Source organism: Streptomyces sp. NPDC015171 (assembly GCF_043079545.1).
In the GTDB taxonomy this organism is placed as follows: Bacteria; Actinomycetota; Actinomycetes; order Streptomycetales; family Streptomycetaceae; genus Streptomyces.
Genome location: NZ_JBIBUO010000004.1, coordinates 329,247 through 355,386 on the forward strand (window position 1 = coordinate 329,247; position 26,140 = coordinate 355,386).

At 74.6% G+C, this 26,140-nt stretch carries 22 protein-coding genes and 3 tRNA genes; 14 read left to right on the forward strand and 11 right to left on the reverse strand.

Going from position 1 to position 26,140, the window contains the following annotated elements; all coding sequences use genetic code 11:
• Positions 1 to 101: 101 nt before the first annotated feature.
• Entirely contained in the window at positions 102 to 1,541 is a 1,440-nt protein-coding gene (locus ACF073_RS13630; protein ID WP_392069461.1) for an FGGY family carbohydrate kinase, read from the reverse strand.
• A 93-nt stretch (positions 1,542 to 1,634) separates the two neighbouring features.
• Positions 1,635 to 1,940: a YtxH domain-containing protein gene (locus tag ACF073_RS13635; RefSeq protein WP_392069463.1), complete on the reverse strand. Its 306-nt coding sequence runs from the start codon at positions 1,938 to 1,940 to the stop codon at positions 1,635 to 1,637.
• Positions 1,941 to 2,098: 158 nt separating this feature from the next.
• On the opposite strand from ACF073_RS13635, the gene ACF073_RS13640 reads away from it, so the two are divergent.
• From ACF073_RS13640 to ACF073_RS13685, 10 genes are all read left to right on the forward strand, one after another.
• Positions 2,099 to 2,171 (forward strand) — tRNA-Asn (locus ACF073_RS13640).
• Positions 2,172 to 2,177: 6 nt separating this feature from the next.
• Positions 2,178 to 2,250, forward strand: a tRNA-Asn gene (locus ACF073_RS13645).
• 174 nt (positions 2,251 to 2,424) lie between these two features.
• Positions 2,425 to 2,498 (forward strand) — tRNA-Ile (locus ACF073_RS13650).
• Positions 2,499 to 2,973: 475 nt separating this feature from the next.
• A complete protein-coding gene (locus tag ACF073_RS13655) occupies positions 2,974 to 4,530 on the forward strand; it encodes a protein kinase (RefSeq protein WP_392069465.1) in 1,557 nt (518 codons plus the stop codon).
• 624 nt (positions 4,531 to 5,154) lie between these two features.
• Positions 5,155 to 6,549: an ATP-binding protein gene (locus ACF073_RS13660; protein ID WP_392069466.1), complete on the forward strand. Its 1,395-nt coding sequence runs from the start codon at positions 5,155 to 5,157 to the stop codon at positions 6,547 to 6,549.
• 2 nt (positions 6,550 to 6,551) lie between these two features.
• Entirely contained in the window at positions 6,552 to 6,974 is a 423-nt protein-coding gene (locus ACF073_RS13665) for a roadblock/LC7 domain-containing protein (protein WP_392069468.1), read from the forward strand.
• Positions 6,971 to 7,324 (forward strand): DUF742 domain-containing protein, encoded by a 354-nt coding sequence (locus ACF073_RS13670; protein ID WP_392069470.1) that lies wholly within the window; start codon positions 6,971 to 6,973, stop codon positions 7,322 to 7,324. The genes ACF073_RS13665 and ACF073_RS13670 overlap by 4 nt, the downstream gene beginning before the upstream one ends.
• Positions 7,302 to 7,928, forward strand: a complete 627-nt coding sequence (locus ACF073_RS13675) for an ATP/GTP-binding protein (protein WP_392069472.1) — start codon at positions 7,302 to 7,304, stop codon at positions 7,926 to 7,928. Before ACF073_RS13670 ends, ACF073_RS13675 begins: the two co-directional genes overlap by 23 nt.
• Entirely contained in the window at positions 7,925 to 9,166 is a 1,242-nt protein-coding gene (locus ACF073_RS13680) for a cytochrome P450 (RefSeq protein WP_392069474.1), read from the forward strand. Before ACF073_RS13675 ends, ACF073_RS13680 begins: the two co-directional genes overlap by 4 nt.
• A gap of 13 nt (positions 9,167 to 9,179) precedes the next feature.
• Positions 9,180 to 10,406 carry a cytochrome P450 gene (locus tag ACF073_RS13685; protein ID WP_392069476.1) on the forward strand — a complete coding sequence of 409 codons (1,227 nt, stop codon included), beginning with the start codon at positions 9,180 to 9,182 and terminating at the stop codon, positions 10,404 to 10,406.
• A 282-nt stretch (positions 10,407 to 10,688) separates the two neighbouring features.
• On the opposite strand, the gene ACF073_RS13690 is transcribed toward ACF073_RS13685, so the two are convergent.
• The 4 genes from ACF073_RS13690 to ACF073_RS13705 form a co-directional block, all read right to left on the reverse strand.
• A complete protein-coding gene (locus ACF073_RS13690; protein ID WP_392069478.1) occupies positions 10,689 to 12,107 on the reverse strand; it encodes a GAF domain-containing protein in 1,419 nt (472 codons plus the stop codon).
• A 25-nt stretch (positions 12,108 to 12,132) separates the two neighbouring features.
• Positions 12,133 to 13,170: a rod shape-determining protein gene (locus ACF073_RS13695; protein WP_392069480.1), complete on the reverse strand. Its 1,038-nt coding sequence runs from the start codon at positions 13,168 to 13,170 to the stop codon at positions 12,133 to 12,135.
• 157 nt (positions 13,171 to 13,327) lie between these two features.
• Positions 13,328 to 13,630 carry a hypothetical protein gene (locus ACF073_RS13700; RefSeq protein WP_392069481.1) on the reverse strand — a complete coding sequence of 101 codons (303 nt, stop codon included), beginning with the start codon at positions 13,628 to 13,630 and terminating at the stop codon, positions 13,328 to 13,330.
• Complete coding sequence (locus tag ACF073_RS13705; RefSeq protein WP_392069482.1) at positions 13,627 to 14,034, reverse strand: CU044_2847 family protein; 408 nt, start codon at positions 14,032 to 14,034, stop codon at positions 13,627 to 13,629. Before ACF073_RS13705 ends, ACF073_RS13700 begins: the two co-directional genes overlap by 4 nt.
• Before the next feature lie 231 nt (positions 14,035 to 14,265).
• Between ACF073_RS13705 and ACF073_RS13710 the strand changes: the two genes are divergently transcribed.
• Positions 14,266 to 17,955, forward strand: coding sequence for a S8 family serine peptidase (locus ACF073_RS13710; RefSeq protein WP_392069484.1), 3,690 nt, complete (start codon positions 14,266 to 14,268; stop codon positions 17,953 to 17,955).
• Here ACF073_RS13710 and ACF073_RS13715 read toward each other — a convergent pair.
• Positions 17,930 to 19,357 (reverse strand): carboxyl transferase domain-containing protein, encoded by a 1,428-nt coding sequence (locus ACF073_RS13715; RefSeq protein WP_392069486.1) that lies wholly within the window; start codon positions 19,355 to 19,357, stop codon positions 17,930 to 17,932. The two genes, ACF073_RS13710 and ACF073_RS13715, sit on opposite strands and share 26 nt — an antisense overlap.
• The gene (locus ACF073_RS13720; protein WP_392069487.1) at positions 19,350 to 20,834 is read right to left on the reverse strand and encodes an acyl-CoA synthetase; all 1,485 of its coding nucleotides are present in this window, start codon (positions 20,832 to 20,834) and stop codon (positions 19,350 to 19,352) included. Before ACF073_RS13720 ends, ACF073_RS13715 begins: the two co-directional genes overlap by 8 nt.
• 165 nt (positions 20,835 to 20,999) lie before the next feature.
• Here ACF073_RS13720 and ACF073_RS13725 point away from each other — a divergent pair, with 165 nt between their 5' ends.
• Positions 21,000 to 21,887 carry a RimK family alpha-L-glutamate ligase gene (locus ACF073_RS13725; RefSeq protein ID WP_392069489.1) on the forward strand — a complete coding sequence of 296 codons (888 nt, stop codon included), beginning with the start codon at positions 21,000 to 21,002 and terminating at the stop codon, positions 21,885 to 21,887.
• 3 nt (positions 21,888 to 21,890) lie between these two features.
• Here ACF073_RS13725 and ACF073_RS13730 read toward each other — a convergent pair whose 3' ends face one another.
• Positions 21,891 to 22,457, reverse strand: coding sequence for a hypothetical protein (locus ACF073_RS13730; protein ID WP_392069491.1), 567 nt, complete (start codon positions 22,455 to 22,457; stop codon positions 21,891 to 21,893).
• A gap of 156 nt (positions 22,458 to 22,613) precedes the next feature.
• Between ACF073_RS13730 and ACF073_RS13735 the strand changes: the two genes are divergently transcribed.
• Together ACF073_RS13735 and ACF073_RS13740 are read left to right on the forward strand one after the other, a co-directional pair.
• Positions 22,614 to 23,387 carry an IclR family transcriptional regulator gene (locus tag ACF073_RS13735; protein ID WP_392069493.1) on the forward strand — a complete coding sequence of 258 codons (774 nt, stop codon included), beginning with the start codon at positions 22,614 to 22,616 and terminating at the stop codon, positions 23,385 to 23,387.
• A gap of 142 nt (positions 23,388 to 23,529) precedes the next feature.
• On the forward strand, positions 23,530 to 24,138 hold the full coding sequence (locus ACF073_RS13740) for a DJ-1/PfpI family protein (RefSeq protein WP_392069495.1): 609 nt from the start codon (positions 23,530 to 23,532) through the stop codon (positions 24,136 to 24,138).
• Between the two features lie 75 nt (positions 24,139 to 24,213).
• Here ACF073_RS13740 and ACF073_RS13745 read toward each other — a convergent pair whose 3' ends face one another.
• The gene (locus ACF073_RS13745; protein WP_392069497.1) at positions 24,214 to 25,443 is read right to left on the reverse strand and encodes an MAB_1171c family putative transporter; all 1,230 of its coding nucleotides are present in this window, start codon (positions 25,441 to 25,443) and stop codon (positions 24,214 to 24,216) included.
• 11 nt (positions 25,444 to 25,454) lie between these two features.
• Positions 25,455 to 26,084 carry a toxin-antitoxin system, toxin component family protein gene (locus ACF073_RS13750; protein WP_392069499.1) on the reverse strand — a complete coding sequence of 210 codons (630 nt, stop codon included), beginning with the start codon at positions 26,082 to 26,084 and terminating at the stop codon, positions 25,455 to 25,457.
• Positions 26,085 to 26,140: the final 56 nt, after the last annotated feature.

Below are 26,140 nucleotides of genomic sequence, written 5' to 3' on the forward strand. Positions count from 1 at the left end.
TATCGTCGGACACTCCACCCGCGTTACCTCAACCGATTTACCCGGCCCGGCCCGCGCCCGCAGCTGCCCGCTTTCGCGGTGTTGCGTCCCACTGCGTCAACTTACGAGTGAAATGCTCCCGGGTGGGCCTGCTCCCGCACCGATGTGAACTGCTGCCGTACCGCCTGCCCCACGGCCAGCTCCTCGCCCGGCTCCAGCACCTGCGCCGCCGCGCCCTGCCAGGCCGGCGGGGTGCGCGGATCGAGGGTGCCCTGCGACACGCCGAGCGCCCAGGCCGCCTGCCGGGCCGCGCCGATCGCCGCGTAGTCCGCCGGCTGCACCACGACGACCTGCGCGCCGAACAGCGAGGGCGCCGCTGCCTGCACGGCGGGCAGCTCCGCCGCGGGGCCGAGCAGGAAGATCCGTCGCACGTCCACGCCCCGTGCGCGCAGCACGTCCAGCGCGTCCGCGAGCCCGCACAGCATGCCCTCGAACGCGGCCCGCGCCAGGTGCTCGGGCCGCATCGACTCCCGCCGCAGCCCCGCCAGGGTCCCCGCGGTGTGCGGCAGGTTCGGCGTCCGCTCGCCCTCCAGGTACGGCAGCAGCACCAGCCCGTGCGACCCCGGCGTGGACTTCATCGCCAGCTCGGACAGGCTCTCCAGATCCGGCAGGCCGAGGAGTTCGGCGGTGCCGCGCAGGGTGCGTACGGCGTTCAGGGTGGTGACGACGGGCAGGTGCATGCCGGTGGCGTCGGCGAGGGAGGTGATCATCCCGGACTGGTCTGCGAGGGCCTCCGGGTGCACGGCCATCACCGAGCCGGAGGCGCCCAGCGACACGACCGCGTCGCCGAGGCCGATCCCGAGCCCGAAGGCGGCGGCCATCGTCTCGCCGGTGCCGGCCGAGATCAGCAGCCCCTCCGGGGTCGTGCCGGCCGCGTCGGACGGGCCGATCACCTCCGGCAGCATCGCCTGGTGGCCGAGCGCCAGCTCGACCAGATCGGGCCGGTAGCCGCCGGTGGCCGCCGACCAGTAGCCGGTTCCGGAGGCGCCGCCGCGGTCGGTGGTCCGGCGCACGGGCCGCCCGAGCAGCTGCCAGACGAGCCAGTCGTGGGCCTGCAGCAGGACGGCCGTGCGCTGCGCGTTCTCCGGCTCGCTCTTCGCGAGCCAGCGCAGCTTGGTGACCGGCTGGGCCGCCTGCGGGACGCTGCCGACCGCCTGTGCCCAGGCCTCCCGGCCGCCGAGCGCGTCCACGAGATCGGCGGCGGCGACCTGGGCGCGCTTGTCGCCGCCGGTCAGGGCAGGGCGGACCGTGTTGCCCTGGGCGTCCAGCGGGACCAGCGCGTTCTGCTGCGCGGAGACACCGATGGCCTGCACGCCCTCCAGCAGGCCGCCCCCCGCGGCCTCGCCGAGGGAGAGCAGCCAGGCCTGCGGGTCCACGTCACTCGGGCGACCTTCCACCGGGTGCGGGGCGTACCCCTGCCGTAGTACGGCTCCCGTGTCCGTGTCGCAGACCACGATGCGCGTGAAATCGGGCGAGCTGTCCAACCCGGCGACTATCCCCATACGGAGAATTTTGCAGCATCCCTGCGCATGCGTCGGCCCAAGCCGCCCGAGGGGCGCCGCACGCCGGCGCAGGGAGGGTCCTGCGGGTGCCGCTCAGGTGGTGCTCGTACCCCAGTCGTCCCCGCCCGCGCCGTTGACCCCGCGCTCCCGTAGGGATCGCACCCGCTGGGCCACGGACGCCGGGACATGGTCGCCGACCTTGTCGCTGACCGTGTGGAAGGCCTTGCCGGCGTAGACCCGGCCCTGCTGGGCGGCCGATTCGGCGGTGTTGCGGACCGCGGGGTTCTGCGCGATCTGCCGGGCCGATTTCTTCAGCTGCTCGTAGCGCTCCCGTCCGGCCTTCGTGCCCAGTACGTAACCGAGGGCCAGTCCGGCGAGGAACGTGAACCGGTAGCGCATGGCTGCCACCCTTCCCGTGCGTAGGTCGTTGGTGCGGCGCTGGCGCCGGAGGGAACCGATTGGCGGAGCACCCCCCTGCTTGCGCTAATGTATGTGTCGCAGCGAGCGCACGCCCCCTGGCGAATACCCAGGTAGGTACGTTCGATGCAACGAGGCAATCCTCCGTAGCTCAATTGGCAGAGCAGCCGGCTGTTAACCGGCAGGTTACTGGTTCGAGTCCAGTCGGGGGAGCTTCGGTCCTCCGTAGCTCAATTGGCAGAGCAGCCGGCTGTTAACCGGCAGGTTACTGGTTCGAGTCCAGTCGGGGGAGCGCTGAACGAGGACCCCTCAGGGGTCCTTTTTCATGTCCGGGGGAACCGCCGTGCCTGCGCGGATGTCCTCAAGGTCATGAGCAGCGCGGAAGCCGACCATCCGAGGCAGGAGATCGTATGAGCGGCTATGCTGCGGCAGACGGCGCGCACACATGTACGCGACACGCCGCTATGGGGCGGTAGCTCAGCCGGTTAGAGCAGCGGACTCATAATCCGTCGGCCGTGGGTTCGAGTCCCACCCGCCCCACCGAAGCGCTTCGGTGCAGATACGTTTTCAGCTGCTTCGCAGCGTTAACCCCCTCCGGCTGGAGGGGGTTACGGCGTCTCTGAAGATCATTGGCTCAGCCGAGGCTCGACCGAAGTTCAGGCGATCATCGCGGACGGCCGACGGGCCCGGCCGGTCGTTGTTCGGTTGGGGCTGCTGGTTCCCTGAGGAGTAAACAGACCGGTGGCCATCGGTCGTACCTCAGTGGCTGATCTACGAGGTGCGGGAGCTGACGTCGTGCTCGACGGGCTGTCAGAGACGAAGGGGCCCCTCCCCCCCGTAGGCGAGAAGGGGCGCCGGGCCCACCTGCTCGGCCCATCTCTCGATGCTGGGCACGTACCGGGTGAGCACACACCGACCACCGGGGGCACGCCGCCCGCGGCTACGGCCCGGACGGGCGGCCGGGACCGGGAAGCCGGGCATGGGCGGGTCGTGCCCGGCGGCCATACTGGTCCGCATGGAACGTATCGGGGGGTACCTCGTCGAACGCAAGCTCGGCGAGGGAGGCATGGGGACGGTGTATCTCGCGCGTACGCGCGGCGGCCGGGCCGTCGCGCTGAAGGTCGCCAAGGCCGAGCTGGCCGCCGAACCGGTCTTCCGGGAGCGGTTCCGCACCGAGGTCGAGGCGGCCCGCGCGGTCGGCGGCTTCCACACGGCACCGGTGGTGGACGCCGACGTCGAAGGCGATCCGCTGTGGCTGGCCACCGCCTATATACCCGGGCCCACCCTCGCCGAGCGGCTCGCCGCCGAGGGCGCGATGGACGAGCGGCGGCTGCGCTCGCTGGCCGCCGCGCTCGCCGAGGCGCTGGAGTCCATCCACTCCTGCGGGCTCGTGCACCGCGATCTCAAGCCCGGCAACATCATCATGGCCGCCGACGGGCCGCGCGTCCTCGACTTCGGCATCTCCCGGGCCGTCGAGTCCACCCGTCTCACCGCCACCGGCACCGCCTTCGGCACGCCCGGCTTCCTCGCCCCCGAGCAGGCCCTCGGCAACGATGTGACCGGCGCCGCCGACGTGTTCGCGCTGGGAGCCGTGCTGGTCGCGGCGGCGGGCGGCAGCGCCTGGGGCGAGGGCACGCCGATGGGGCTGATGTACCGCTCGGTGCACGAGCTGCCCGACCTGTCCGCCGTACCCGCCGGGCTGCGGGAAGTGGTCGAGGAGTGCCTGGCGAAGGAGCCCGCCGGCCGGCCGACCCCCACCGCGCTGCTGGACCGGCTGACGGACCCGGCGGCCGAGCCGGCGTGGCAGCCGGCACCCCCGTACCCGCAGGCGCACCCCGCGCCGCCGCCCGCGCACACCGCACCCCCTTCCGCGCACACCGCATCCCCGCAGGAACCCGCCACGCCCGCGCAGGGCCACGTGCCGCCGCACGCGCACACCGCATCCCCGCAGGAACCCGCCACGCCCGCGCAGGGCCACGTCCCGACTCACGCGCACACCGCACGGCAGGCCCCCGCCACGCCTCCGCAGGGCCACGTCACGCCCGCGCACGCGCACACCCCACTCCCGCAGGCCCCCGCCACGCCTCCGCAGGGCCACGTCACGCCCGCGCAGGCCCCCGCCGGGCCCTCGCAGGCGTACCCCGTGCCGCCCCGGCCGCAGGCGCTCGCCGCCGCGCCGCAGGGTTTTTCCGCGCCCCCGCCGCCCGTCACGCCCCCGCGGCTGCCGGTGCAGCCCGCCACCCCGCCGCAGCTGCCCGCGCAGGCCGCCCCCTACGGCTTCGGGCCGCCGATGCCCTACGGCGCCCCGGAGGCCGTGCTCGCCGACGCGGACTCCGGTGTGGTCGTGGGCGCCGCCGGGGTGCTGCTCGAAGTCGGCGGCGCCAGCGCGGACTTCGCGTGGAACGAGATCGCCCATGTGGAACGCGTCTGGCACGGCAACCGGCTGACCCTGACCGTGCGGCTGTGGAACGGCGGGGTCTACTCCTGCGAGCTGAACGCCCGCCGCAGGGCCCGGCTCACCGCCTGGCTGGCCCAGCTCGACCCGGTCCTCGCCCGCTACCTGACCCGGTAGGACCGCCGTGGGGCGGCGCGGCGCGGGCGCCGATATCCGGCAGAACCGCACAAGGCCGTCGGGGTGTCCGGGCGGTCGGCGGATGTGACCGGAATCCTATTACCCCTGCCTCCCCGATTCTCCAAGGCCCTTCCATATCAGGCGTGTTCGGGGCACACGGAGCGCAATGACCGGCCTGGAAGAGGCTTCGGTACAGGCCGTCATCGTTCCTTCACAGGGAGGCAGTCGAACACGCTCGTGGATTGTGGATAAGCTCGGTCGCGACCGGAAACGGCCACCGGGCGTCGCGGATGTGACGCAGGACGACAGGACCGCGTACCCGGAGGACACAGTGCCCGCCGCCCTCCCTGCCTTACCCGGCAGGCCCGTTCACCACGGCCGTACCCGCGCCGTCGTGTCCGCCGCCGCGGCCCTCCCTCCAGCCGGCGCCGCCGGTCCGTACCGCGCCGTACGGGCACCTTCCACCGTCACCCGCGGCACAGCGGGTTCGCGAGGTTTCCGGCGCTCTTACTGTCGTGCGCGCATCCACAGTGATGCCGTCCCGACAGCCGGGGGCACCTCCCCGCCCGGCTCCGGCGCCCCGCGCCGGCCGGGTCGTGAGCCGGACACCTTGGAGAGGACTTGATGACCGATCTGATACTGGCCGTCGGTGCCGTGGTCACCCTCGTGGCCGCCGGGACCGCCTGGCGCTTCCACCGCTTGTACCGGCGCGAGCGCGCCCGCGCCGACCAGCTCCACGGGCAGGGAGACCAACTCGCCCAGCAGCTGCGGGCCGCCGAGTACGTCGTGGGCCAACTCGTCGCCGACCTGCCCGCGCTGGCCGCCGGCTCCGCCCGGCCCGGCGAGGCGCGCGGCGGAGCCCTCGCGCTGCCCCCGCCGTTGAACCACACGGCCCTCGCCGACCGGCTGCGCGACCTCACCGGCCAGGTGACCGCCACCGTCGCCCAGGTGCGCGAGACCACGCTGTCCGCCGCCGAGCAGCACATCGCCGGCGTCCGGACCGCCACCGAGCAGGAGATCGCCAAGGCCCGCCAGGAGTCGCAGGACGCCACCCGCGCCGCCGTCCGCGGCTTCGCCTCCAACGTGGTGGCCCGCGCGGCCCGGCTCAGCCGCGAGATCAGCCAGGGCGTGCGCTCCCACCAGGGCGACGAGGCCTACGCCACCCTGGTGCACATCGACCACATCGCCCAGCAGATGCTGCTCACCGCACAGGGCTACGCGGTGCTGGCGGGCGACAAGCTGTCCCGGCGCTGGCCGCGCACCTCCCTCACCGACGTGATCCGCGCCGCCATGGGCCGGATCGAGGGCTACCAGCGCGTCGTCCACCCCGAGCAGGACGGCATCACCGTACAGAGCCGGGCCGTCGAGGCCGTCATCCACAGCCTGGCGCTGCTGCTGGACAACGCCCTGCGCTACTCCCCGCCGGCCGCGCGCGTGCACGTCTCCGTGGAGGAGGGGCATCACGCCTGCTTCCTCATCGTCGACGACGCCGGCCTGCGCATGGACGACGAACGCCTGCTGTGGGCCAGCGACATCATGTCCGGCAGGAACCGCGACGACATCACCCGGCTCGGCGCCCACCCGCAGACCGGCCTGCGCGTCGCCTCGCAGCTCGCCGAGAACTACGGCTTCCGCGTCGAGCTGACCGCGCCGAACATCTACCAGGGCACCCGGGCCGTCCTCGTCCTGCCGAAGAACCTGCTGGTCTTCGCCGACGCCACGGCTCCCGCACCCGCCGCCGCCCGAGGACCCGCCACGGTACGGGAGCCCGCCGCCATGCCCGAGCCCGCCTCCCCGACCGAGCCCGCGGCCCTGCCGGACACCCCGGCACCCGCCACGACCACCGCCAGCGGTCTGGCCGTGCGCCGCCGTCCGGCCCGCACGCGCACCGCCCCGGCGCAGGCGCCGGGCGAGGCGCCTGCCGTGCCGGGCCGGCCCAGCGTCGCCGCCGCGTGGGCGGCCGGCACCCGCCTGGGACGCCAGACCGAGGAAAACACCGGATCCACCGAAGGACAGTGACCATGCGCGACACGCACAGCAACAGCCTGGGCTGGCTGCTCGACCAGGAACTCGGCTCCGTCGCGGGCGTCGCGTACGCGGTGCTGATGAGCAGCGACGGACTGCTGCAGGCCCGCACGCAGACGATCGGCCAGGAAGGCGCCGAGAAGCTCGCCGCCGTGACCGCGTCGCTGCGCGCCGCCGGCAAGGCCTGGGACGAGCACGTCGGCGGACAGGGCATGTGCCAGCTGCTGATCGAGTCGCAGGGCCGCATCGGCCTGACCACGGCGGCCGCGCGCAACTCCATGCTGTCGGTGGTCACCACCGGCCCGGAGGCCGACGTCGGCCTGATCACCCACCACATGGTGCGGCTCGCGACCCGGCTCGGACACGAGCTGGAGGTCGCCGAACGCCGTCCCGCCGGGGAAGGCGGCCTGCCGGCATGAGCGGTCCGCGGCACGACCCGGACCTGATCAGGCCCTATGTGCGCACCGGCGGACGCAACCGCCCCAGCCGGGACGTGCGCCTCGAGACGGTGGTCATCGCCGCGTCCGGGCCCACCGACACGCTGGGGCCGGACGCGCGCCGGGTGATGCGCCTGTTCGGCGGCGGCGGACGCGGCGGGCTGGCCGTGGCGGACATCGCCGCCGCGCTGGAACTGCCGCCCTCCACCGTCCGGATCATCGTCTCCGCGCTGATGGACAGCGGCCACCTCACCAGCCCGGCCCCCGTCGAGGAGGGCCCCGGACCCGATCTGCTACAGGAGGTGCTGCGTGGACTCCGCGAACTGGTCTGACCGGCCCGCCCCCCACTACCTGGCCCCCGGGGTCACCCGCTCCGCGAAGATCGTCGTCGCCGGGGCCTTCGGCGTCGGCAAGACCACCTTCGTCGGCAGCGTCTCCGAGGTGACACCGCTGCGCATGGAGGAGCCGATCACCGAGGCGAGCGTCGGTGTGGACGATCTGCGCGGCCTGCCGCACAAGACGACCACCACGGTCGCCATGGACTTCGGCCGCATCCACCTGCTCGGCGACCGGCTGGTGCTCTATCTGTTCGGCACCCCCGGCCAGACCCGGTTCCGGCCCCTGTGGGAAGGGCTGACCGAGGGCGCCCTCGGCGCTCTCGTCCTGGTCGACACCCGGGACCTGGACGGCTGCCACGAGGTGCTGAGCCTGCTGGAGGAGCAGCAGACGCCGTACGCCGTGGCGATCAACGTCTTCCCGGACGCCCCCTCCTACCCCTTGCACGAGATACGGCAGGCGCTCGCACTGGACCCCGACACCCCGCTGATCGAGTGCGACGCCCGGGACCGCCGTTCCTGCGTGTACGCGCTGATCGCGCTCACCGAGTTCCTGACCACCCGTCATGCCCCCGCCCCTCTTGTGGAGCCCCGTTCATGACCTCCCCCGCCCCCGGCGCCGAGACCACCTCGAACGGCGCGGACACCGCGAGCCCGGCCCGTACCGCCCTGTACGACGCCGCGTTCGCCGCAGAACCGCACGCGGCGTACGAGCGGATGCGCCGCGAGCACGGCCCCCTGGTACCCGTGGACCTCGCGCCCGGCGTGCCCGCGACCCTGGTCATCGGCTTCCACCAGGCCCGCCGCATCCTCAACGACCCGCTGCACTTCCCGGCCGACCCGCGCATCTGGCAGCAGTCCGTGCCGCAGACCTGCCCGGTGCTGCCGATGATGGAGTGGCGGCCCAACGCGCTGCGCTCGGCCGGCGTCGAGCACGCCCGCTACCGGTCGGCCAACACCGCGAGCCTGCAAGGGGTCGACCAGCACGAACTGCGGGCCCTGGTGGAGCAGGTCGCCTCGGCGGCCATCGGCGAGTTCAGCGCCCTCGGCCGCGCCGACCTGCTCGTGCAGTACTCCTGGCCGATCGCCTTCCGGGTGCTCAGCGCGCTGCTGGGCTGCCCGGACGAGATCGGGCAGCGCATCGCCGACGGCATGGCCAAGATCTTCGAGGCGGAGGCCGAGACGGCCGCCCTCGGCAACGAGATCCTCGGCCTGGCCGTCGCCGAACTCGTCCAGCTGCGCCGCCGGGAGCAGGGCGAGGACGTCACATCACGGCTGATCGCGCACGCCGCGGCCCTGGACGACATCGAGATGTCCCACCAGCTCGTCACCATGTACGGCGCCGGCATCGAGCCGCTGACCAACCTGATCAGCAACACCGTGCTCAGGATCCTCACCGACGAGCAGTTCTCGGCCGGCCTGCACGCCGGCCAGCCCGTCCGGGACGCGCTCGACACCGTCCTGTACACCGACCCGCCGCTGGCCAACTACTGCATCTCCTACCCGCCGTACGCCATCGACGTCGAGGGTGTGCTGCTCCCCGCCCACCAGCCGGTCGTCATCTCCATGGCCGCCTGCAACAACGACCCGGCCATCACCGTCGGCGCCGACGCGTCCTACATGAGCGGCAACCGCGCCCATCTGTCGTGGAGCATCGGCCCGCACACCTGCCCGGCCAGGTCGCACGCCTACCTGATCGCCGAGACGGCCATCGCCTGCCTCCTGGACGCACTGCCCGAACTGGACCTGGCCTGCCCCGAGTCCGAACTGGCCTGGCGGCCGGGCCCGTTCCACCGCGCCCTGGAAGCCCTTCCCGTCCGCTTCCCCGCTGTCGACTGAAGGAGACCCCGGTATGTCCCAGCACACCCCGCTCGTCCTCGACCCGACCGGCGCCGCCGCGCACCAGGAGCACCGGGCACTGCGCGCCGAGGGTCCGGCCGCCCGGGTGGACATCCTCGGCGTCCAGGCGTGGGCCGTCACCGACCCGGCCCTGCTCAAGCGGCTGCTGACCAGCCCGGACGTCTCCAAGGACGCCCGCGCCCACTGGCCCGAGTTCGAGCAGCGGGCCGCGACCTGGCCGCTCGCCCTGTGGATCGCGGTGAAGAACATGTTCACCGCGTACGGCGCCGACCACCGCAGGCTGCGCCGGATGGTCGCCCCCGCCTTCAGCGCCCGGCGCATCGCCCATCTGCGGCCCGCCGTCGAGGCCATCGTCACCGACCTCGTCGACGCGCTCGCCGCCCGGCCCGCCGGTGAGGTCGTGGACCTGCGCGAACAGCTGGCCTACCCGCTGCCCATCGCCGTCATCGGCCATCTGATGGGCGTGCCCGAGGAACAGCGGGCCGACTTCCGGCACTTCGTGGACGGCGTCTTCGACACCACGCTCACCCCGGAGGAGTCCCAGGCCAACGCCGTCCGCCTGTACGGCATCCTGGACGAGCTGATCGCCGCCAAGACCGCCACGCCCGGCGACGACATGACCTCGCTGCTCATAGCCGCCCGGGACGAGGAGAGCGACGGCACCGGCTTCACCGGCGAGGAGCTGCGCGACACGCTCCTGCTGATGATCAGCGCCGGGTACGAGACCACCGTCAACGTCATCGACCAGGCCATCGTGGCGATGCTGACCCTGCCCGGGCAGCTGGACCTCGTCCGCGCCGGCAAGGCGGGCTGGGACGACGTGGTCGAGGAGACCCTGCGGCACGAACCCGCCGTCCGGTACCTGCCGCTGCGCTACGCCGTCACCGACATCGAGCTGCCCGACGGGCGGACCATCGCCCGGGGCGACGCCATCCTCGCCGCGTACGCCGCCGCCAACCGCCACCCCGACTGGCACGGCGCCGACGCCGACACCTTCGACCTCACCCGCACCCTCAAGGAGCACCTGGCGTTCGGGCACGGCGTCCACTTCTGCCTCGGCGCCCCGCTGGCCCGCCTGGAGGTCGTCGAGACCCTCCGGCAGCTCTTCGACCGCTTCCCGGACCTGGCCCTCGCGGTCCCGGCCGACGCGCTGACGCCGGTGGGCTCGCTGATCAGCAACGGACACGGGGCACTGCCGGTCCGGCTGACTCCGGCCTGACCCTCCGGGGCGCGGTCCGGGGGCGGCAACGCCCCTGCCGCGGACGACGACTTGCCCCCGCCCAGGCTTGAACCGGTCATGTCCTGGGCACGGACCTCCTACCGGCGTCCAGCCGGACGAGGTCGGCAGCAGGAGGGCGTCATGGACCGCAGGATCCGGGTACGTGTCAGCCGGCGGCCCGCCGCCCCACGCGGGCAGGAGATCGACCGCAGGACCCCCTCGGGCCGCATCCTGCCCTACTGAGCGGGCCCGCCCGGCCCCGCCCGCACCGGCGGCCGGGGCTCACAGAGGCGCCTGCCAGGTCACCGTCGTACCAGCGGGGTCCGTGCCGCTCTCGCCGTCGTCGTACACCGTCAGCCGTACCGCGGCCCGCCCGTCCGGGAGGGCCGCCGTCGCGTCCACGGTGACCGTGACGCGGGTGATGCCGCGGCGGCGGGCCGCGGTCGCGAGGGCCCGGCGCAGCGCCGTCAGCAGCTGGCCCGCGGTGCGCTCCGGGACCAGGCTGTCCACCGGGCCGAGGAACCGCGTGGCCGGCGGGAAGCCGAGCACCGCCGCAGCGCCGGCCGTCTCGCGCAGCACCCTGCCCCGCACGGTGGCCGGCGCCTCCGCCGGCGGCTGCTGGAGCGCGAAGATCGCCGTGCGCACCTCCTGGATGGTCGACTCCAGCTCGTCCACCGCCCTGCCCAGCAGCTCGCGCACCGCCGCCACCTGGGCCCGCCGCCCCGCCGCCTGGAGCATCATCCCCGTCGCGAACAGCCGCTGGACGACCAGATCGTGCAGATCGCGGGCGATCCGGTCCCGGTCCTCGTACACCGCGAGCCGCTCCCGGCCGTGCCGGGCGCCCGCGAGGACCAGGGCCAGCGCCGCCTGCGAGGCGAACTGGCCGGCCAGGCGCCGCTCCACGGCGGTGTACGGACGGCCGCCGCGCCTGCGCGGCAGCGCCAGCGTGCCGATGAGCTGCCCCTCCGCCTGCAACGGCAGCATCATGCTGGGCCCGAACCGGTGCCTCACCCGCGTCGTCATCCGCGGGTCGGTCGCCGAGTCCGCGATGAACACCGGTTCGCCGCCGAGCAGTTGCTCCAGCACGGGGCTGCCCGGCGCGATGGTCGTACCGACGAGGTCCCGGGGGTCGTCGTACGTCGACGCGGTCACGATCTCCATGCCGCCCTCCGGCGTGGGCTGGAGGATCACCCCCGCCGCGGCGTCGGCGAGCAGCCGGGCCCGTTCCGCGACCGTCATCAGCGCGTCCGCCGCGCTCTCCCCGGACAGCAGCGCCGTGGTCACCGCCGCCGCGCCCTCGATCCAGCGCTCCCGCTGCCGGGCCGCCTCGTACAGCCGCGCGTTGCCGATCGCGATGCCCGCCTGCGTGGCCAGCACCCGCAGCAGCTGCTCGTCCTCGGCGGTGAACGGCCCGCCGCCGCGCTTTCCGGCCAGATGCAGCCGGCCGAACGGCTCGTCGCCGACCAGGATCGGCACGTCCAGGACGCTCTCGGAATCCGCCGGGGGCACGTCGGTGGTGCGGATCGCGGCGAGGCCCTCCGGGCCGGGGTCCGCGGGGCCGAGCGCCGCGTACCGGGCGCCGGTCAGCTCGGCGGCGCCGTCCACGATCCGCCGCAGGGTGGTGCGCAGCTCCAGCTCGGAGCCGACTCCGAGGACGGCCTCCAGCAGCGGCGGGAGATGGGGTACGGGATCGCCGGTCATGCGGCGGGACGGTCCTCGGCCCGGCTCAGGCGGCCAGCGGGTCCAGGACCAGCGGCTCGATCCGGCCCTCCAGCATGGCGCCCAGGCCCTGGGCCGCGCAGATGTCGGGCCGCTCGGCGATGTGCACCGGCATCCGGGTGGCCTGCCGCAGCATCTGGTCGAAGCCGGGCAGCAGCGCCGAGCCGCCGACCATCATGATCCCGCGGTCGCCGAGGTCGGCCACCAGGTCGGGCGGGCAGTCGCGCAGCACCTTGCCGATGGCGTCGAGCACGGACGTCAGCGGGGTCTGGATCGCGTCGCGCACGGCGGCGGTGTCCACGCGCACACTGCGGGCGAGCCCGGTGGCCACGTCCCGGCCGTGGATCTCGGTCGACGCCGGGCCGTGCGGGGTGAGGCCGTTGCCGGACAGGGCCAGTTGCAGCGGGCGTACCGACTGGCTGGGCAGCATCAGTTTGTGCTGGTGCCGCAGATGCTGCACGATCGCGTGGTCCACGGCCTCGCCGCCCACCGGGATCCGCTCGGCGGTGACGATGGAGCCCAGCGAGAGCACCGCGACCTGGGTGGCCGCCGCCCCGCACACCATGATCATGGTGGCCTCGGGCCGCTCCACCGGCAGCCCGCACCCCACCGCGGCGGCGATCAGCGTGTCCACCAGCTCGACCCTGCGCGCCCCCAGCCCCACCAGCGTCTCGATCGTCGCCCGCTGGGCCAGCGGATCGGCGTCGTACGGGGCACAGGCCGCCGCGCGCAGCCGGGGCTTGCGGCGCAGGCTGCGGCGCATCTTGTCGCCGAGCAGATGCCGCAGCATGCGCTGGGCCAGCTCGATGTCGACCACCGTGCCGCCGGAGACGGGCCGTACGACCTTGATGTAGTCGGGGGTGCGTCCCGTCATCTTCTGCGCGAACTCGCCCACCGCGATGAGCGCGCCGGTGCGCGTGTTCACGGCGGCCACCGAGGGCTGGTCCACGACGAGGCCGGCGCCCTTCACATACACCCGGGTACGGGCCGCACCCAGGTCGACGGCGAAGTGGCAGCGGCGCAACTGCTCCAGACTGACGGTCACGGCGGTCCTCCCGAGTACGCGGGCTTGAGCTTCCCCGCCGGGTCGGCGGCCTCACTGGAATCCTGCGCCGGGCCCGGAGCGGGCGCCCGCTGTGGGCGGCCGGGCGGGGTGCCGCTGAACGGGCGTATTTCCCGGCCTCACCGGAGTGTCGTACGCGTCAGAGGGCCGCGATGGCCTCCAACAGCGGTTCGAGGGAGGGCACGGTGACCTCGCTGCCGCCCTCGCCGAGAGCACGGCGTCCGGCGGCGGTGGGCGCGTGGCCGACGAAGCGGAGGCCGAGCTGCTGGGCGGGCACCTCGCCCAGCTCCCTGGCGTGCGGGAAGGAGACCGTCACCGCCGCCCGGTCGCTGCCCTCGACGACATGGGCACAGGTCAGCACCCGGCGGGCGGTGACCAGGAATCCGGCACCCACCTCGGGGCCGCAGGCGATCCTGGCGTGCCAGGCGGCGCTCCGCCTCACCGCTCCGCGGACTCCTGACCCGGCGCGGCCTGGGCCGGAACAGCCGGTTCCGCAGTGGCCCGCGCCGGTGTGCCCTGCTCAGGGCCGTCCTGTCCCGGGCTCCAGTTGAGCTTGACCACCAGGTGGCCCTCCGCCGAGCCCTTGGCGATGACGGCACCGGCCTCGGCGGACAGCCGTACGCCGAACTCGATCTCCACCCCGTCGGGGCGCAGGCTGCCGTCCCGGAAGACCCGCAGCGCGGCCTCCGCCGCCGCCCGCACCCCGTCCAGCGCGCTCTCGAAGGTGCGCGCCGCCTGTGCGGGGCCGTCGCCGCGCGAGACGAGCCGGGCGCCCGACCTCGTGCTGACGCCCTCCACCGTGACGAGCGCACCGTCCTCGGTCCTGAACTCGACCAATCCGTCCATGACGATGCTCGCTCCCCGTGGTCCGCGACTTCTGTCAACGCCCATGTTACGGACGGTGCTTCAGATGTCACATCGCCGGACGTGCGGGGCGGCGCCCGGCGCCCGGTGTACGGCTGGCGAGAACCCGCCAGGGCGACTTTCCGTCAGGAGCGGTCAACTCCGGTACGGCGGGCGGCACCTCACACTCGTCCCAGCACGCGACCCGCTCGACACACACGAGAAGAGGCGTGGATGAGGACAGGAAGACCAGTCGGACGCGGTACGGCACTGCTGGCGGCGGCACTGGTGGGCGCCCTGCTCCCGGCGGGCCCGGCAGCCGCGCGGACGGCCTCCCCGGCCCCCGGCCCGGACCCCGTCACGACCGGCACCGCGGCAACCGGCACCGCCGCGACCGGCACCGTCACGACCAGTACCGCGGCAACCGGCACCGCCGCGACCGTCACCCTGGTCACCGGCGACAAGGTGACCGTCACCGATCTCGGGGGCGGGAAGCAGACGGTCACCGTGCGGCGCCCGCGCGGGGCCACCGGTGCCGTACGGACCCGGCGGAGCGACGGCGACCTCACCGTCGTACCGGACGAGGCGCTTCCGTATCTGCGCGCGGGGACGCTGGACCGGCGGCTGTTCGACGTCAGCGGGCTGATCCGGCAGGGGCTCGCCGACGCCGACGCCCGCGCGCTGCCGCTGATCGTCACCTACGACGGGAGCGCGCGGGCCGCGACCCCGGCCGGGGCCGAGAAGACCCGCACGCTGCCCAGCCTGCGCGGCGCCGCGGTCGAGGCGGACAAGGGGCGCACCTTCTGGCGGTCGTTCACCCGGGCGTCCGGCATCGACAAGGTGTGGCTGGACGGACGGGTCACGGCCGACCTGGCCGAGAGCAACGCCCAGATCGGCACGTCGGCCGCCTGGGACGCGGGACTCACCGGCAAGGGCGTCACCGTCGCCGTCCTGGACACCGGCGCCGACCTCGGCCACCCCGACCTCGCCGACCGGGTGAGCGCCTCCAGGAGTTTCGTCGAGGGGCAGGCGGTCGCCGACCGCAACGGCCACGGCACCCATGTGACCTCCACCGTCGGCGGCAGCGGCGCCGCCTCCGACGGCAAGGAGAAGGGGGTGGCGCCCGGCGCGGCGCTCGCCGTCGGCAAGGTGCTCAGCGACCAGGGCTCGGGCAGCGAGTCCCAGATCATCGCCGGCATGGAGTGGGCGGCCCGGGACGTGCGCGCCCGCATCGTCTCCATGAGCCTCGGGTCGACCGAGCCCAGCGACGGCACCGACCCGATGGCGCAGGCCGTGAACACCCTCTCGAAGGAGACCGGCGCACTGTTCGTCGTCGCAGCGGGCAACACCGGCGCACCCTCCTCGATCGGCTCGCCCGGCGCCGCCGACGCCGCCCTCACCGTCGGCGCGGTGGACTCCGCCGACCAGCCCGCCTACTTCACCTCCGCCGGCCCCCGGTACGGCGACAACGCGCTCAAGCCCGACATCTCCGCGCCCGGCGTCGACATCCTCGCCGCCCGCTCCCAACTGCTGTCCGGCACCGGCTACTACACCTCGATGAGCGGCACGTCCATGGCGACCCCGCAGATCACCGGGGTCGCGGCACTGCTCGCCGAGGAGCACCCCGACTGGACCGGCGCGCAGCTGAAGGACGCCCTGATGTCCAGCTCGAAGCAGCTCACGGCGTCCGCCTACCAGCTGGGCGCGGGGCGGGTGAGCGTGCCCGGCGCCGTGACGGCGGACATCACCGCCACCGGCAGCGCCGACCTCGGCTTCCACAGCTGGCCCTACGAGGAGGACCGGCCGGTCACCCGGACCCTCGCCTACCGCAACTCCTCCGACCGGGAGGTGCGGTTGGCCCTCTCCGTCCAGGGCGCTCCGGACGGTGTCGCCACGCTCGCGGACTCCTCCCTCACCGTGCCCGCGCACGGCACCGCGTCCACCACCGTCACCGGTGACGGGTCGAAGGCGCCGGTCGGCGAGAGCAGCGGGCAGGTCGTGGCCGCGGGGGCGGACGGCACCCCGCTCGCGCACACCGTGTTCGGACTGGTGAAGGAGGAGGAGCGGTACACGCTCACCGTCCACGTCAAGGACCGCGACGGCGCACCCGCCGCCGCCGGCCTCGCCGTGCAGCGGCTCGCCGCCGGCCAGGACCCCGTCCCGGCGCAGGTCGGCGACTCCGGCACCCTCAAGCTGCGCCTGGCGCCGGGCACCTACAGCATCGCCTCCTTCCTCGACGTGCGCGGCAGCCGCGGCGCCGACTCGCTGGGGCTCGGCCTCCTCGCCGCCCCCGAGGTCACCCTCGACCGCGACCGCGAGATCACCCTGGACGGCCGGACACTGCGCGAGGTCGGGGCGGACGTCGGCCGGCGCACCGAGACCCGGCAGCTGATCATGGAGTACGACCGGAAGGCGAACGGCGCCGACCTGTTCGACGCCGTCCAGGTCCCGCTCGCCTACGACAGCGTCTTCGCCGCACCCACCCGGAAAGTCACCCAGGGCTCCTTCGAGTACCGGACCGTGTGGCGCCTCGCCAAGCCGCTGCTGGAGGTCGAGGGGATCGGCGAGGCGACCGTGCAGGCGGGCGGCACGCCGATCGAGGGCCGGACCCGGCTGCCGCTCGTCGACGTCGGGGACGGCCCCTTCACCGGAGTGTCCGGCAAGGCGGTCCTCGCACACCTCGCCGACGGCACCGACCCGGCCGAGCTGGCCGGGGCCGCGCAGGACGCGGGCGCAAGGGCGCTGTTCGTCACGGACGACGCGCCCGGCCGGCTGATGCGCTGGTGGGGCACCGACGACAACGCCGACCGGCCCCTGCAGATCGCCACCGTGGACAAGGCGGACGCGGCGCGGCTGCGGGCGGCCCGCCGGGTCGACATGACCGGCACCCGTAACGCGCCCTACGTGTACGACCTGTCCGAGGGCCACCGGGGCGCGATCCCGGACCGGAACCTCACCTACGCCCCCGGCGAGCGGGAACTCGCCGCCGTCCGCGTCAGGTTCCACGCCGCACGGCCGGTGAGCGGCGGCGAGTTCCGGTACTCGCTCACCGACACCTTCGGGATCGGCCTCGGCTTCCCGCAGCGCGCCGACTTCCCGGCCGAGCGCACCGACTACGTCTCCACCGGCCCCGGCCAGCTGTGGCACGAGTCCGTCACCGCCCGCGACGGGGCGCTGGAGGAGCGCGGCGGCCTGGTCCGCTACGACGGCGGGTCACGGCCGAAGCTGAACTGGTTCCGTCCCGTGTGGCACCCGTGGCTGGGCACCGGACTCGGCTGGGGGCAGCAGCGGTCCGGGAACCAGATCCAGCTGAACACCCCCGGCTGGGGCGACTCAGGGCCCGACCACACCGGCTTCGGCGACGTGTGGAGCCAGGACAGCGGGATGAGCCAGACCACCGCCGTCTACCTGGACGGCACGCTCGTCGACAAGCGGACCGGCTCCGCCGCCTACGTGTGGGACGCGCCCGCCGACGAGCACGCCTACAAGGTGGTCACCGACACCGCCCTGGACGCCGGCAGCTGGCAGCCCGCGACCAAGGGGCACACCGAGTGGACCTTCCGCTCGGCGGCCGTCCCCGAGGACCGCTGGACGTATCTGCCGCTGGTCAACCTCTCCTACGACATCGGCACCGACCTCGCGGGCCGGGTGCGCGGCGGGCAGCGGATCCCGGTCGGGCTCGGTGCCGCCTACGTGGCGGGCGCGGCCGGCACCGGCACCCTCGGCGGCGCGAAGCTGGAGGTGTCCTACGACGACGGCACGTCCTGGCGGGCGGTGCCCCTGACCGCCGGCCGGGGCACCTCCTGGCACGGCACGCTGACCGTGCCCCGCGCCGCCGCCCATGTCTCGCTGCGGGCCTCGGCCCGCGACGACAAGGGCGGCTCGGTGACCCAGGAGATCATCCGGGCGGTGGCGGTGAAGTGACCCCGGGCTGGGCGTGGTCCACGATGCCGCGGACCACCCCCAGCTCCACCAGGTCCTGCGGCCGGATGCACAGCTGCCCCGCGGTCGCTTCCGCCTCCTGCGGCCGGCGCTTCAGGATGGCCGCGGCGAGTTCCGGGGCGATCACCGAGAAATAACTGTCGGGCGTGGCCCAGGTGTTGCCGGGCGCGGCCAGCGCGAGGGCGCCGCCGGAGCCGCCCTCGCCGATGACCAGGGTGGTGACCGGCACCCGGGCGGCGGCCACCGCGCCGAACACCTCGGCGATCGCCGCGCCGGCCCCCTGCCGCTCCGCCTCCGCGTCGTTCGCGGCACCCGGCGTGTCCACCAGCGTCAGCACGGGGATGCCGAGCCGGTCGGCGAGACGGATCAGCCGGGCGGCGGTGCGGTACCCGGCGGGGCGGGTCGCCGTCCCGGTCTGCGCCGCGTAGGCCACGGTACGGCCGTCCCGCTCGCCGAACCCGCAGAGCATCCCGCCGGGATCGGCACCGCCGCACCGGTCGCCGCTGAGGGCGACCCGGTGGGAGAGGAAGGCGTCCAGATAGGCCCGGGCGCGCGGCCGTCTGGCCGACCGCGCCCGGCGCACGGCGTCCCAGCCGGTCACCGGCAGCCCGGTACCGCCGAGCGCCGCCGGTACGGGCACGGGATCGACGCGCGGCGCGCGCGTACCGGTTCCGCCGGCGGGCGGCGCGGACACCGTGCCGCGCGACAGCAGCCGCAGCCACCTGCCCAGCACCTCCCTCAGCTCGCCCGGTTCCACCACCGCGTCCGCCGAGCCCGCCGCCACCTGGGCCTCCGCCGTGTACGCGGCCGGGTCGGCGCCGGGCGGCCTGACCCGGGAGCCGGCGAAGCCCACCTGGGCGCCGGGCAGGGCCAGGACGACATCCGCGCCCGCGCCGAGCGTGGCCCAGCCGCCGCCGGTCGTCGGGTCCCGCAGGACCGCTATCTGGGGCAGCCCCGCCTCCCGGGTGAGCGCCGACTGCCGGGCCACCCGCTGCAACTGGACCAGCGCGAGCATGCCCTCCTGCATGCGGCTGCCGCCGGTGGCGATCAACGGCACGACCGGCAGCCGCAGTTCACGGGCCCGGGTGTACGCCGCCACCAGCCGGTCCCCGGTGCGCTCGCCCAGCGAGCCGCCGAGGAAGCCGAACTCGAAGGCGATCAGCACCGCCCGGGCGCCCTGGACGCGCGCGGTGCCGCAGACGACCGACTCCCCCTCGCCGGTGCGCTCGGCGGCGCGGGCGCGGGAGGCGTCGTAGCCCTGCCAGCCGAGCGGGCCGTCAGGCTTCGGCGGTGCTTGCGGGGCGGGGGGCCCGGGGAGGTCGCGGTAGCTGCCGGCGTCCGCGACCAGCGCGAGTATCTCCCGCGCCGAGAGCCGCTCAGGCATCGGCGAGGGCCCGCTTCATGATCTTCCCCATGTCGTTGCGGGGGAGCGCCGCCAGGTAGCGGACCACCCGGGGGCGCTTGTGCGGGGCGAGCCGCCGGGCCACGTGGTCCGCGAGCTCCTCGGCACCGGGCCGGGCCCCGGGGTCCGCCGGGACGATCCACGCCACGATCCGCTCGCCCAGGTCGGCGTCCGGCTCCCCGGTGACCGCGGCCTCCCGCACCCCCGGATGCTCCAGCAGCGCGTTCTCGATCTCACCGGCCCCGATCTTGTAACCGCCGCTCTTGATCAGGTCGGTGGCCTTGCGCCCGACGATCCGCACATAGCCGTCGCTCTCGCGCACGGCCATGTCCCCGGTGCGGAACCAGCCGTCGGCGGTGAACGCGGCGGCGGTGGCGTCGGGCCGGTTCAGATAGGCGGTGAACAGGTTCGCGCCGCGCACCTGGATCTCGCCGACGCTCTCCCCGTCGTGGACGGCGATCTCCGTGCCGTCCTCCTCCACCAGCCGCAGCTCCACACCGGGCAGCGGTACGCCGACCGTCCCGGCGCGGGCCTCCCCGTCGGCCCGCACGCTGGTGTTCATCAGCGTCTCCGTCATGCCGTACCGCTCGATCACGCGCCGGCCGGTCGCCGCCGCGATCCGCTCGTGGTCGTGGACCGGCAGCGCGGCCGAGCCCGAGACCAGCAGCCGGGCCCGCGCGAGCGCCTTGGCCAGCTCCGGGTCGTCCGGCAGGGCCTCGGCGATCCGGTGGTACATCGTCGGCACCCCGAACAGCATGGTCGCGCCGTCGGTCAGCTCGCGGGCCACGCCCTGAGGGGAGAACCGCCCGAGGTGGCGCACCGAGCCGCCGCGGCGCAGCGGGCCGAGGACACCGAGCACCAGGCCGTGCACATGGAACAGCGGCAGCCCGTGCACCAGCACGTCGTCCGCGGTCCACTGCCAGGCGTCGGCGAGCGCGTCCAGGGTGGCGGCGAGGGCCCGGCGGGGCAGCACCGCGCCCTTGGGCGGCCCCGTGGTGCCGGAGGTGTAGACGATCAGCGCCGGGTCGCCGTCGGCCGCCCGCTGTTCGGGGGCGGGCGCGGCGGCGGACGCGTCCACGTCGACGCGGGGCAGGTCGCCGAAGACGGGCGGCAGTCCGGCGCCGGGCGAGGCGAGGACGAGGGCCGGCGCGCTGTCGGAGAGGATGTGCGCCAGCTCCTTCTCGCCCGACTTGGGGTTGAGCGGCACCGCCGCCGCCCCGGCGAGCAGCACACCGGTCACCGCGACGGCGGTCTCCAGCTCCGGGGTGGCCCACACGGCGACCCGGCCGGCACCCGCGACCCGGGCGGCGACGGCACCCGCGGCGTCCGCGAGCGCGCCGTACGTCAACGACCGTTCGCCGAACCGCAGGGCGACCCTCCCCCGGACGTCGCCCGGGGGGACCCCCGTCGCGCTGCGCTCGGCCGGACCGTCCGCCAGGGCGGGAAAGAGAGAGGACACGCGGCGTACTCCTTGGCTGTCGGAAAAGCTGTCGGGGAACGACACCTCGATTATCCGGCCGGGACGGGCGGGCGGGCAGGCGAAACGGACTGTCCCCGCCCGCGCGCCGCTTGTTAGCCTCACAGCGCACCGACCGCCGTGCCGTCGTACGACAGGGAGCCCGCCGTGCCCCGCATCGCCCTCGCCACCTACGACCCCGGAGCCGCGCCGAGCAAGGACGCCGACCTGCCCGTGCTGGTCCAGGCGCTCCGGGACGCCGGTGCCCGGGCGGAGGCCCGGCACTGGGACGACCCGGCGGCGGACTGGGGCGGATACGACCTCGTGGTCATCCGCTCCACCTGGGACTACAGCTGGCGGGCCGCCGAGTTCGGCGCCTGGGTCGAGCGGACCGGTGCGCTGACCCGGCTGGCCAACCCGGCGTCCGTGGTGCGCTGGAACACCGACAAGCGCTACCTCGGCGAGCTGGCGGCGGCCGGTGTGCCCACCGTCCCCACCCGCTACCTCGCGCCCGGTGAACCGGCCGCCCTGCCCGCCGGGCACGAGTTCGTGATCAAGCCGACCTCGGGCGCGGGCGCCCGGTTCGCCGCCCGCTACACGCCCGCCGAGCACGACACGGCGCTGCGGCAGCTGGCGCGCATGCACGCGGAGGGCTGCACGGCGATGGTGCAGCCGTACATGCCGGGCATAGACGTGACCGGGGAGCGGGCGATGCAGTTCTTCGGCGGGCGGCTGCTGCACGCCAGCCGCAAGGGCGCCGTCCTCGCGCCCGGCACCCCGTACGACGCCGACAAGGTGGCCCACCCCGGCCTGGAGCGCTGGCGGCCCACGGACGCCGAACTCGCGGTGGCCGAGAAGGCGTTGGGTGCCGTGCCCGGCACCTCCGGGCTGCTGTACGCGCGCGTGGACCTGGTGGACGGCGCCGACGGCGAGCCCCGGCTGATGGAACTGGAACTGGTCGAGCCGAACCTGTTCCTGTGGCTGCACCCGGACTCGCTGCCGCGCGTGACGGAGGCGATCCTGACAGCGGCGCGGGAGGGGCTCGGCACCCCCTAGGGGTCAGCCGACGACCGCCGTCCGCTGGAGCAGCCCCCAGGTGAACTCGGCGACCACCTCCCGCCGTACGCCGTCCTGGCCGGGCGCGGTGAGGGCCAGCCCCCACCGGCCGGGGGCGGTGCCCTCCAGCGGACGGGCCGGGGCGAAGGCGCGGGCGGCCTCGTCGACCGTGCAGGACCACGGGGTCAGGTCCGCCAGCGTGCGCAGCCGCGGGGCGGGGGCGCCCGGCGCCCGCACCAGCCACTCGTTCCAGACCGCGCCGCCGGGCCCGACGAGCACCTCGAAGCGCAGGTCGGGCCAGAGCGGCAGGAGCCACCGCCGGGCCTCGCAGGCGGCGTCGCCGAGGCGGCGGGGCAGGACGGACTCGGGCTCGCCGAGGACCGAGCGGTACCGGGCCGCGGCACCCCGGGCGCGCGGCGAGCGGACCATGGCCTGCCACCGCTTGTTGGCCTCCCGCATGTCCGCGACCGAGGCGCCGAGCCGCCGCCGGGCGTCCTCGACGAGGTCCGGGTTGTGGTCGGCCATGCGGCGCAGCAGCACCAGCTGGAAGTCGAGGTCCATGGCAACCATGGTGCCCGGCCGCCGCCCCGCCCGTAGCCGGCCATTGCCGGGGCACCCTTCCCTGACTAGCCTGTGTGTTCGCCATGCCGATCGCCCGCTGATATCCCGAACGCCTCGCGGGCGGGATCGCGAACGGGCGCTCAGATCCTAGGGAGGGGGCCGGACGTGGGACGCCTCGTGCCTGCCGTGACCCGCGCTCTCGACATTCTGGAGCTGTTCCTCGACGGGGACGGCACGCTCTCCGCCCCCGACATCGTGCGCACGCTCCAGCTGCCGCGCACCACCGTGCACGAGCTGGTCACCACGCTGGCCGCGCGGTCGTACATCGTGGCGGTGCCGGGCCGGCCCGGACGGTACCGGCTCGGCGTACGCCCCTACCAGCTCGGCAGCCGGTACGCCGAGCAGCTCGACCTCGCCGCCGAGGGCGAGCAGGTGGCCCGCTCGGTCGCCGAGACCTGTGACGAGACGGTGCACGTGGCGATCCTGGAGGGCACCGACGTCATCTACATCGCCAAGGTCGACTCCACGCACGCGGTCCGGATGGTCTCCGCCGCGGGGCGCCGGCTGCCCGCGCACTGCACCGCGGTCGGCAAGATGCTGCTGGCCTCGCTGCCCGAACCGGAGCTGGCCGTACGGATCCCCGACGGGACCGAGCTGGTGGCGATGACCCCGGACAGCATCACCGACCCGGCCGCGCTGCGCGAGGCGCTGGCGGAGATCGGGCGGCGCGGGATCGCGGTCGAGGGCCGCGAGTCCAACCCGGACGTCTCCTGCGTGGCCGCACCGGTCCGCGACCGCACCGGCCTCGTGGTGGCCGCGCTGTCCGTCTCGGTGCCGATGATCCGCTGGAGCGAGGAGCGCCGGGCCGAGCTGGAGCAGCTGGCCGCGAGGGGCGCGGCGGAGCTGTCGGAGCGGCTGGGCCACCGGGGCGCGGGATGAGACGGGGTACGAGGTCCCGGTGCGGGCGGCGGCACGCCGTCCCGGCTGACCGGGGACGGCACCGTGCGCACGGCCCTGCCCTCGACCCGGAGCGGCGCGCGAGGGACACTGGGCGCCTGTCGCCCTAGGTCAAGGAGCTGTGATGCAGGTAGCCGTGGTCACCTTCGACGGGTTCAACGAACTCGACAGCTTCATCGCCTCCGCGTTGATCAACCGGTGCCGCAAGGACGGCCTGGAGGCCTTCCTCACCACACCCGCGCCGGTGATCACGTCCATGAACGGCGTCGAGGTGACCGGGCAGCGCCCGATGGAGTTCGTCACCGAGGCCGACGTCGTGCTGATCGGCAGCGGGGTCAGGACACGTGACGTGGCCGCCGACGACCGGATGCTCGCCCAGCTGCCCCTCGACCCCGCGCGCCAGCTGATCGGCGCGCAGTGCTCCGGCGCGCTGGTGCTGGCCCGTCTCGGCCTGCTGGGGTCCATGCCGGTCAGCACGGACCGCAAGAGCCGGCCCTTCGTCGAGGCCGAGGGCGTCACCGTGCTGGACGCGCCGTTCCACGCCGAGGGGAACATCGCCACGGCGGGCGGCTGCCTGGCCTCCCAGTACCTGGCCACCTGGGTGATCGCCCGGACGCTCGGCGAGGACGCCGTCCGCGAGGTCTTCGGCTATGTCGCCCCGGTCGGCGAACTCCAGGAGACCGTCGAGCGCGCCCTGCGTGCCGTCCGCACCGGCGAGCCCGCGCTGCGCTGACGCGGGAGACGCCCGGCAGCGCCCGGCGGCGGCCCGGCGAGACGGCCGCCGAGCACGGCGGCGGTGGGCCCGTGATCACTCGTGAACGGCGGCGCTTCCCGCGAGGACGGCCGCCCGCGCGCGCACCGCGTGCAGCTCGTCGGAGCTGCGCAGGGCCCGGGAGACGGCCCCGATCTCCCGGAGCAGACACGTGGTGTCGGGCCCGGCGGCCGGCACGGACGGCTCCGGTGGACGGGCCCCGCCCTCCAGGGCGTCGAGGACGCTCACCGCCGCGGCCAGCGCCCGGGCCCGCTCCGGCGGGTGGCCGAGCCCGAGCGCGGCGTCGTACGCGCGCCCGTGCAGGCCGGCGTCGATGTGCCGGACCAGCGGCAGCAGCACGTCCCGGATGAACGTCTCGCGCCGGGTGAGCCGCAGTTCCGGCGCGGCCCGCAGCACGAACGGCACGCCCGCGCCGCTCGCGGCGCGCATCAGCCGGTACAGGGGCCGCAGTTCGCGGTGGGCGAGCCGGATCCGCCAGCGGTCGCGCAGATACTGGCCGGCGTGCGGCAGGATGAAGCCGGCGGCGATCACGATGGCCGAGAGCGCGGCGACGGGCGGCGCGAGATCGGTGCTCAGCCAGTCCAGGTCCCGCCTCGACCAGCGCGCCCCCACCGCGGTCAGCTTGGCCGCGTCGAAGACCAGGTTCAGCAGGTACCCGGCGTACAGCAGCTTCAGGCCGCAGCGCTGCCAGGCGTCGAGGCCCTCGGCGCGCACCCAGCTCCAGATCAGCCGGGCGGTGATCACGCAGGCCGCGGTGTGCGCCGCGAGGTAGAGCAGGATCTCCTCGCGGAGGAACGGCGTGCCGGCGTAGTAGGTGTCCAGGTCCCGCAGCCGCTCCGTGGCGGCGTCGCCGAGCAGGAACAGCACCCACAGGGCGACGATCACCCCCGAGTACACCGAGATCACCCAGCGTCTCGCGCGCCGGGTGGCGGCCGGGCGGCCGGACAGGCCGTTGCGCCAGGTGATGATGAGCAGCAGACCGGAGCCGCAGAACGCGGTGATCAGCGAATAGCACCAGGGCGCCGAGATGTTGGGCACGCCGGTCAGCCGGTTGACCCCGGCGATGACGGACGGGGCGCAGAAGACGAACACCGCGCAGGCGAGCAGCAGCAGTCCGCCGACCGCGCGCAGCAGCGGGTCCCGCCACAGCCGGATGATCGAGGGCAGCTTGATCAGCAGGGCGGCGGTGAGCACGGCCGCGGGGATCCAGAAGGAGATGTAGAGCTGGCCGAGGAATCCGGACGGGTCCAGCGCCAGCAGGGTCACCGCGCGGTGCCTCATCCGCCGGGCGCCGGGTGCGCCTTCGGGGGGCCGGTCCGCTCGCGTCCGCGGTAGCCGAGGGAACGCTGGACGGGGTCGGGCGCGAGGGGGCGGGGCCCGGAGAGCCGGTCCCGGAAGAGGGTGGCGAGGCGGTGTCCGAAGTCGTCGGCCTCGGCCTCGTCGGCCTCCCGCGAGCCGTTGCGGGCGGCGATCGTGAGGGCCGCGTCCCGCCAGCCCGGCGACTCGGCGAGGGCGCGCGCGGCGGCGGCGCCGGCGAGGTGGTGGTGCCGGTGCCCGGCGTGCAGGTGCCACAGCTCGTGCCCCAGGATGACGAGCTGCTGCACGGCCTCCGCCCGCTCCTCCACGATGACCAGATCGAAGTCGGCGAACTCCACCCACAGGCCGGTGACTTCGATCTCGTCAGGGAACCGCTCGAAGCGCAGCTCCACCGGCCGCCCGCCGCGCAGCGCGCTCATCTCCTCGCACAGCGCCCGGCACACCTGCCGTACGCCGTCGGGCTGTTCGGTCCTGCCGCGGACGGCGGCGGCGAGATCGCCGGCCAGGGTGCGCATCGCCGAGCCGGGGCGGGGGCGGCGCAGCCGCGAGGCGAGCCGTGCGGCCCGCTGTCGCGCGCCCGCGATGCTCATCGGTCCCCTTTCCGCCGCCGACGTCGGGCCGGTCACGGCTGGTCCGAGGGTACGCG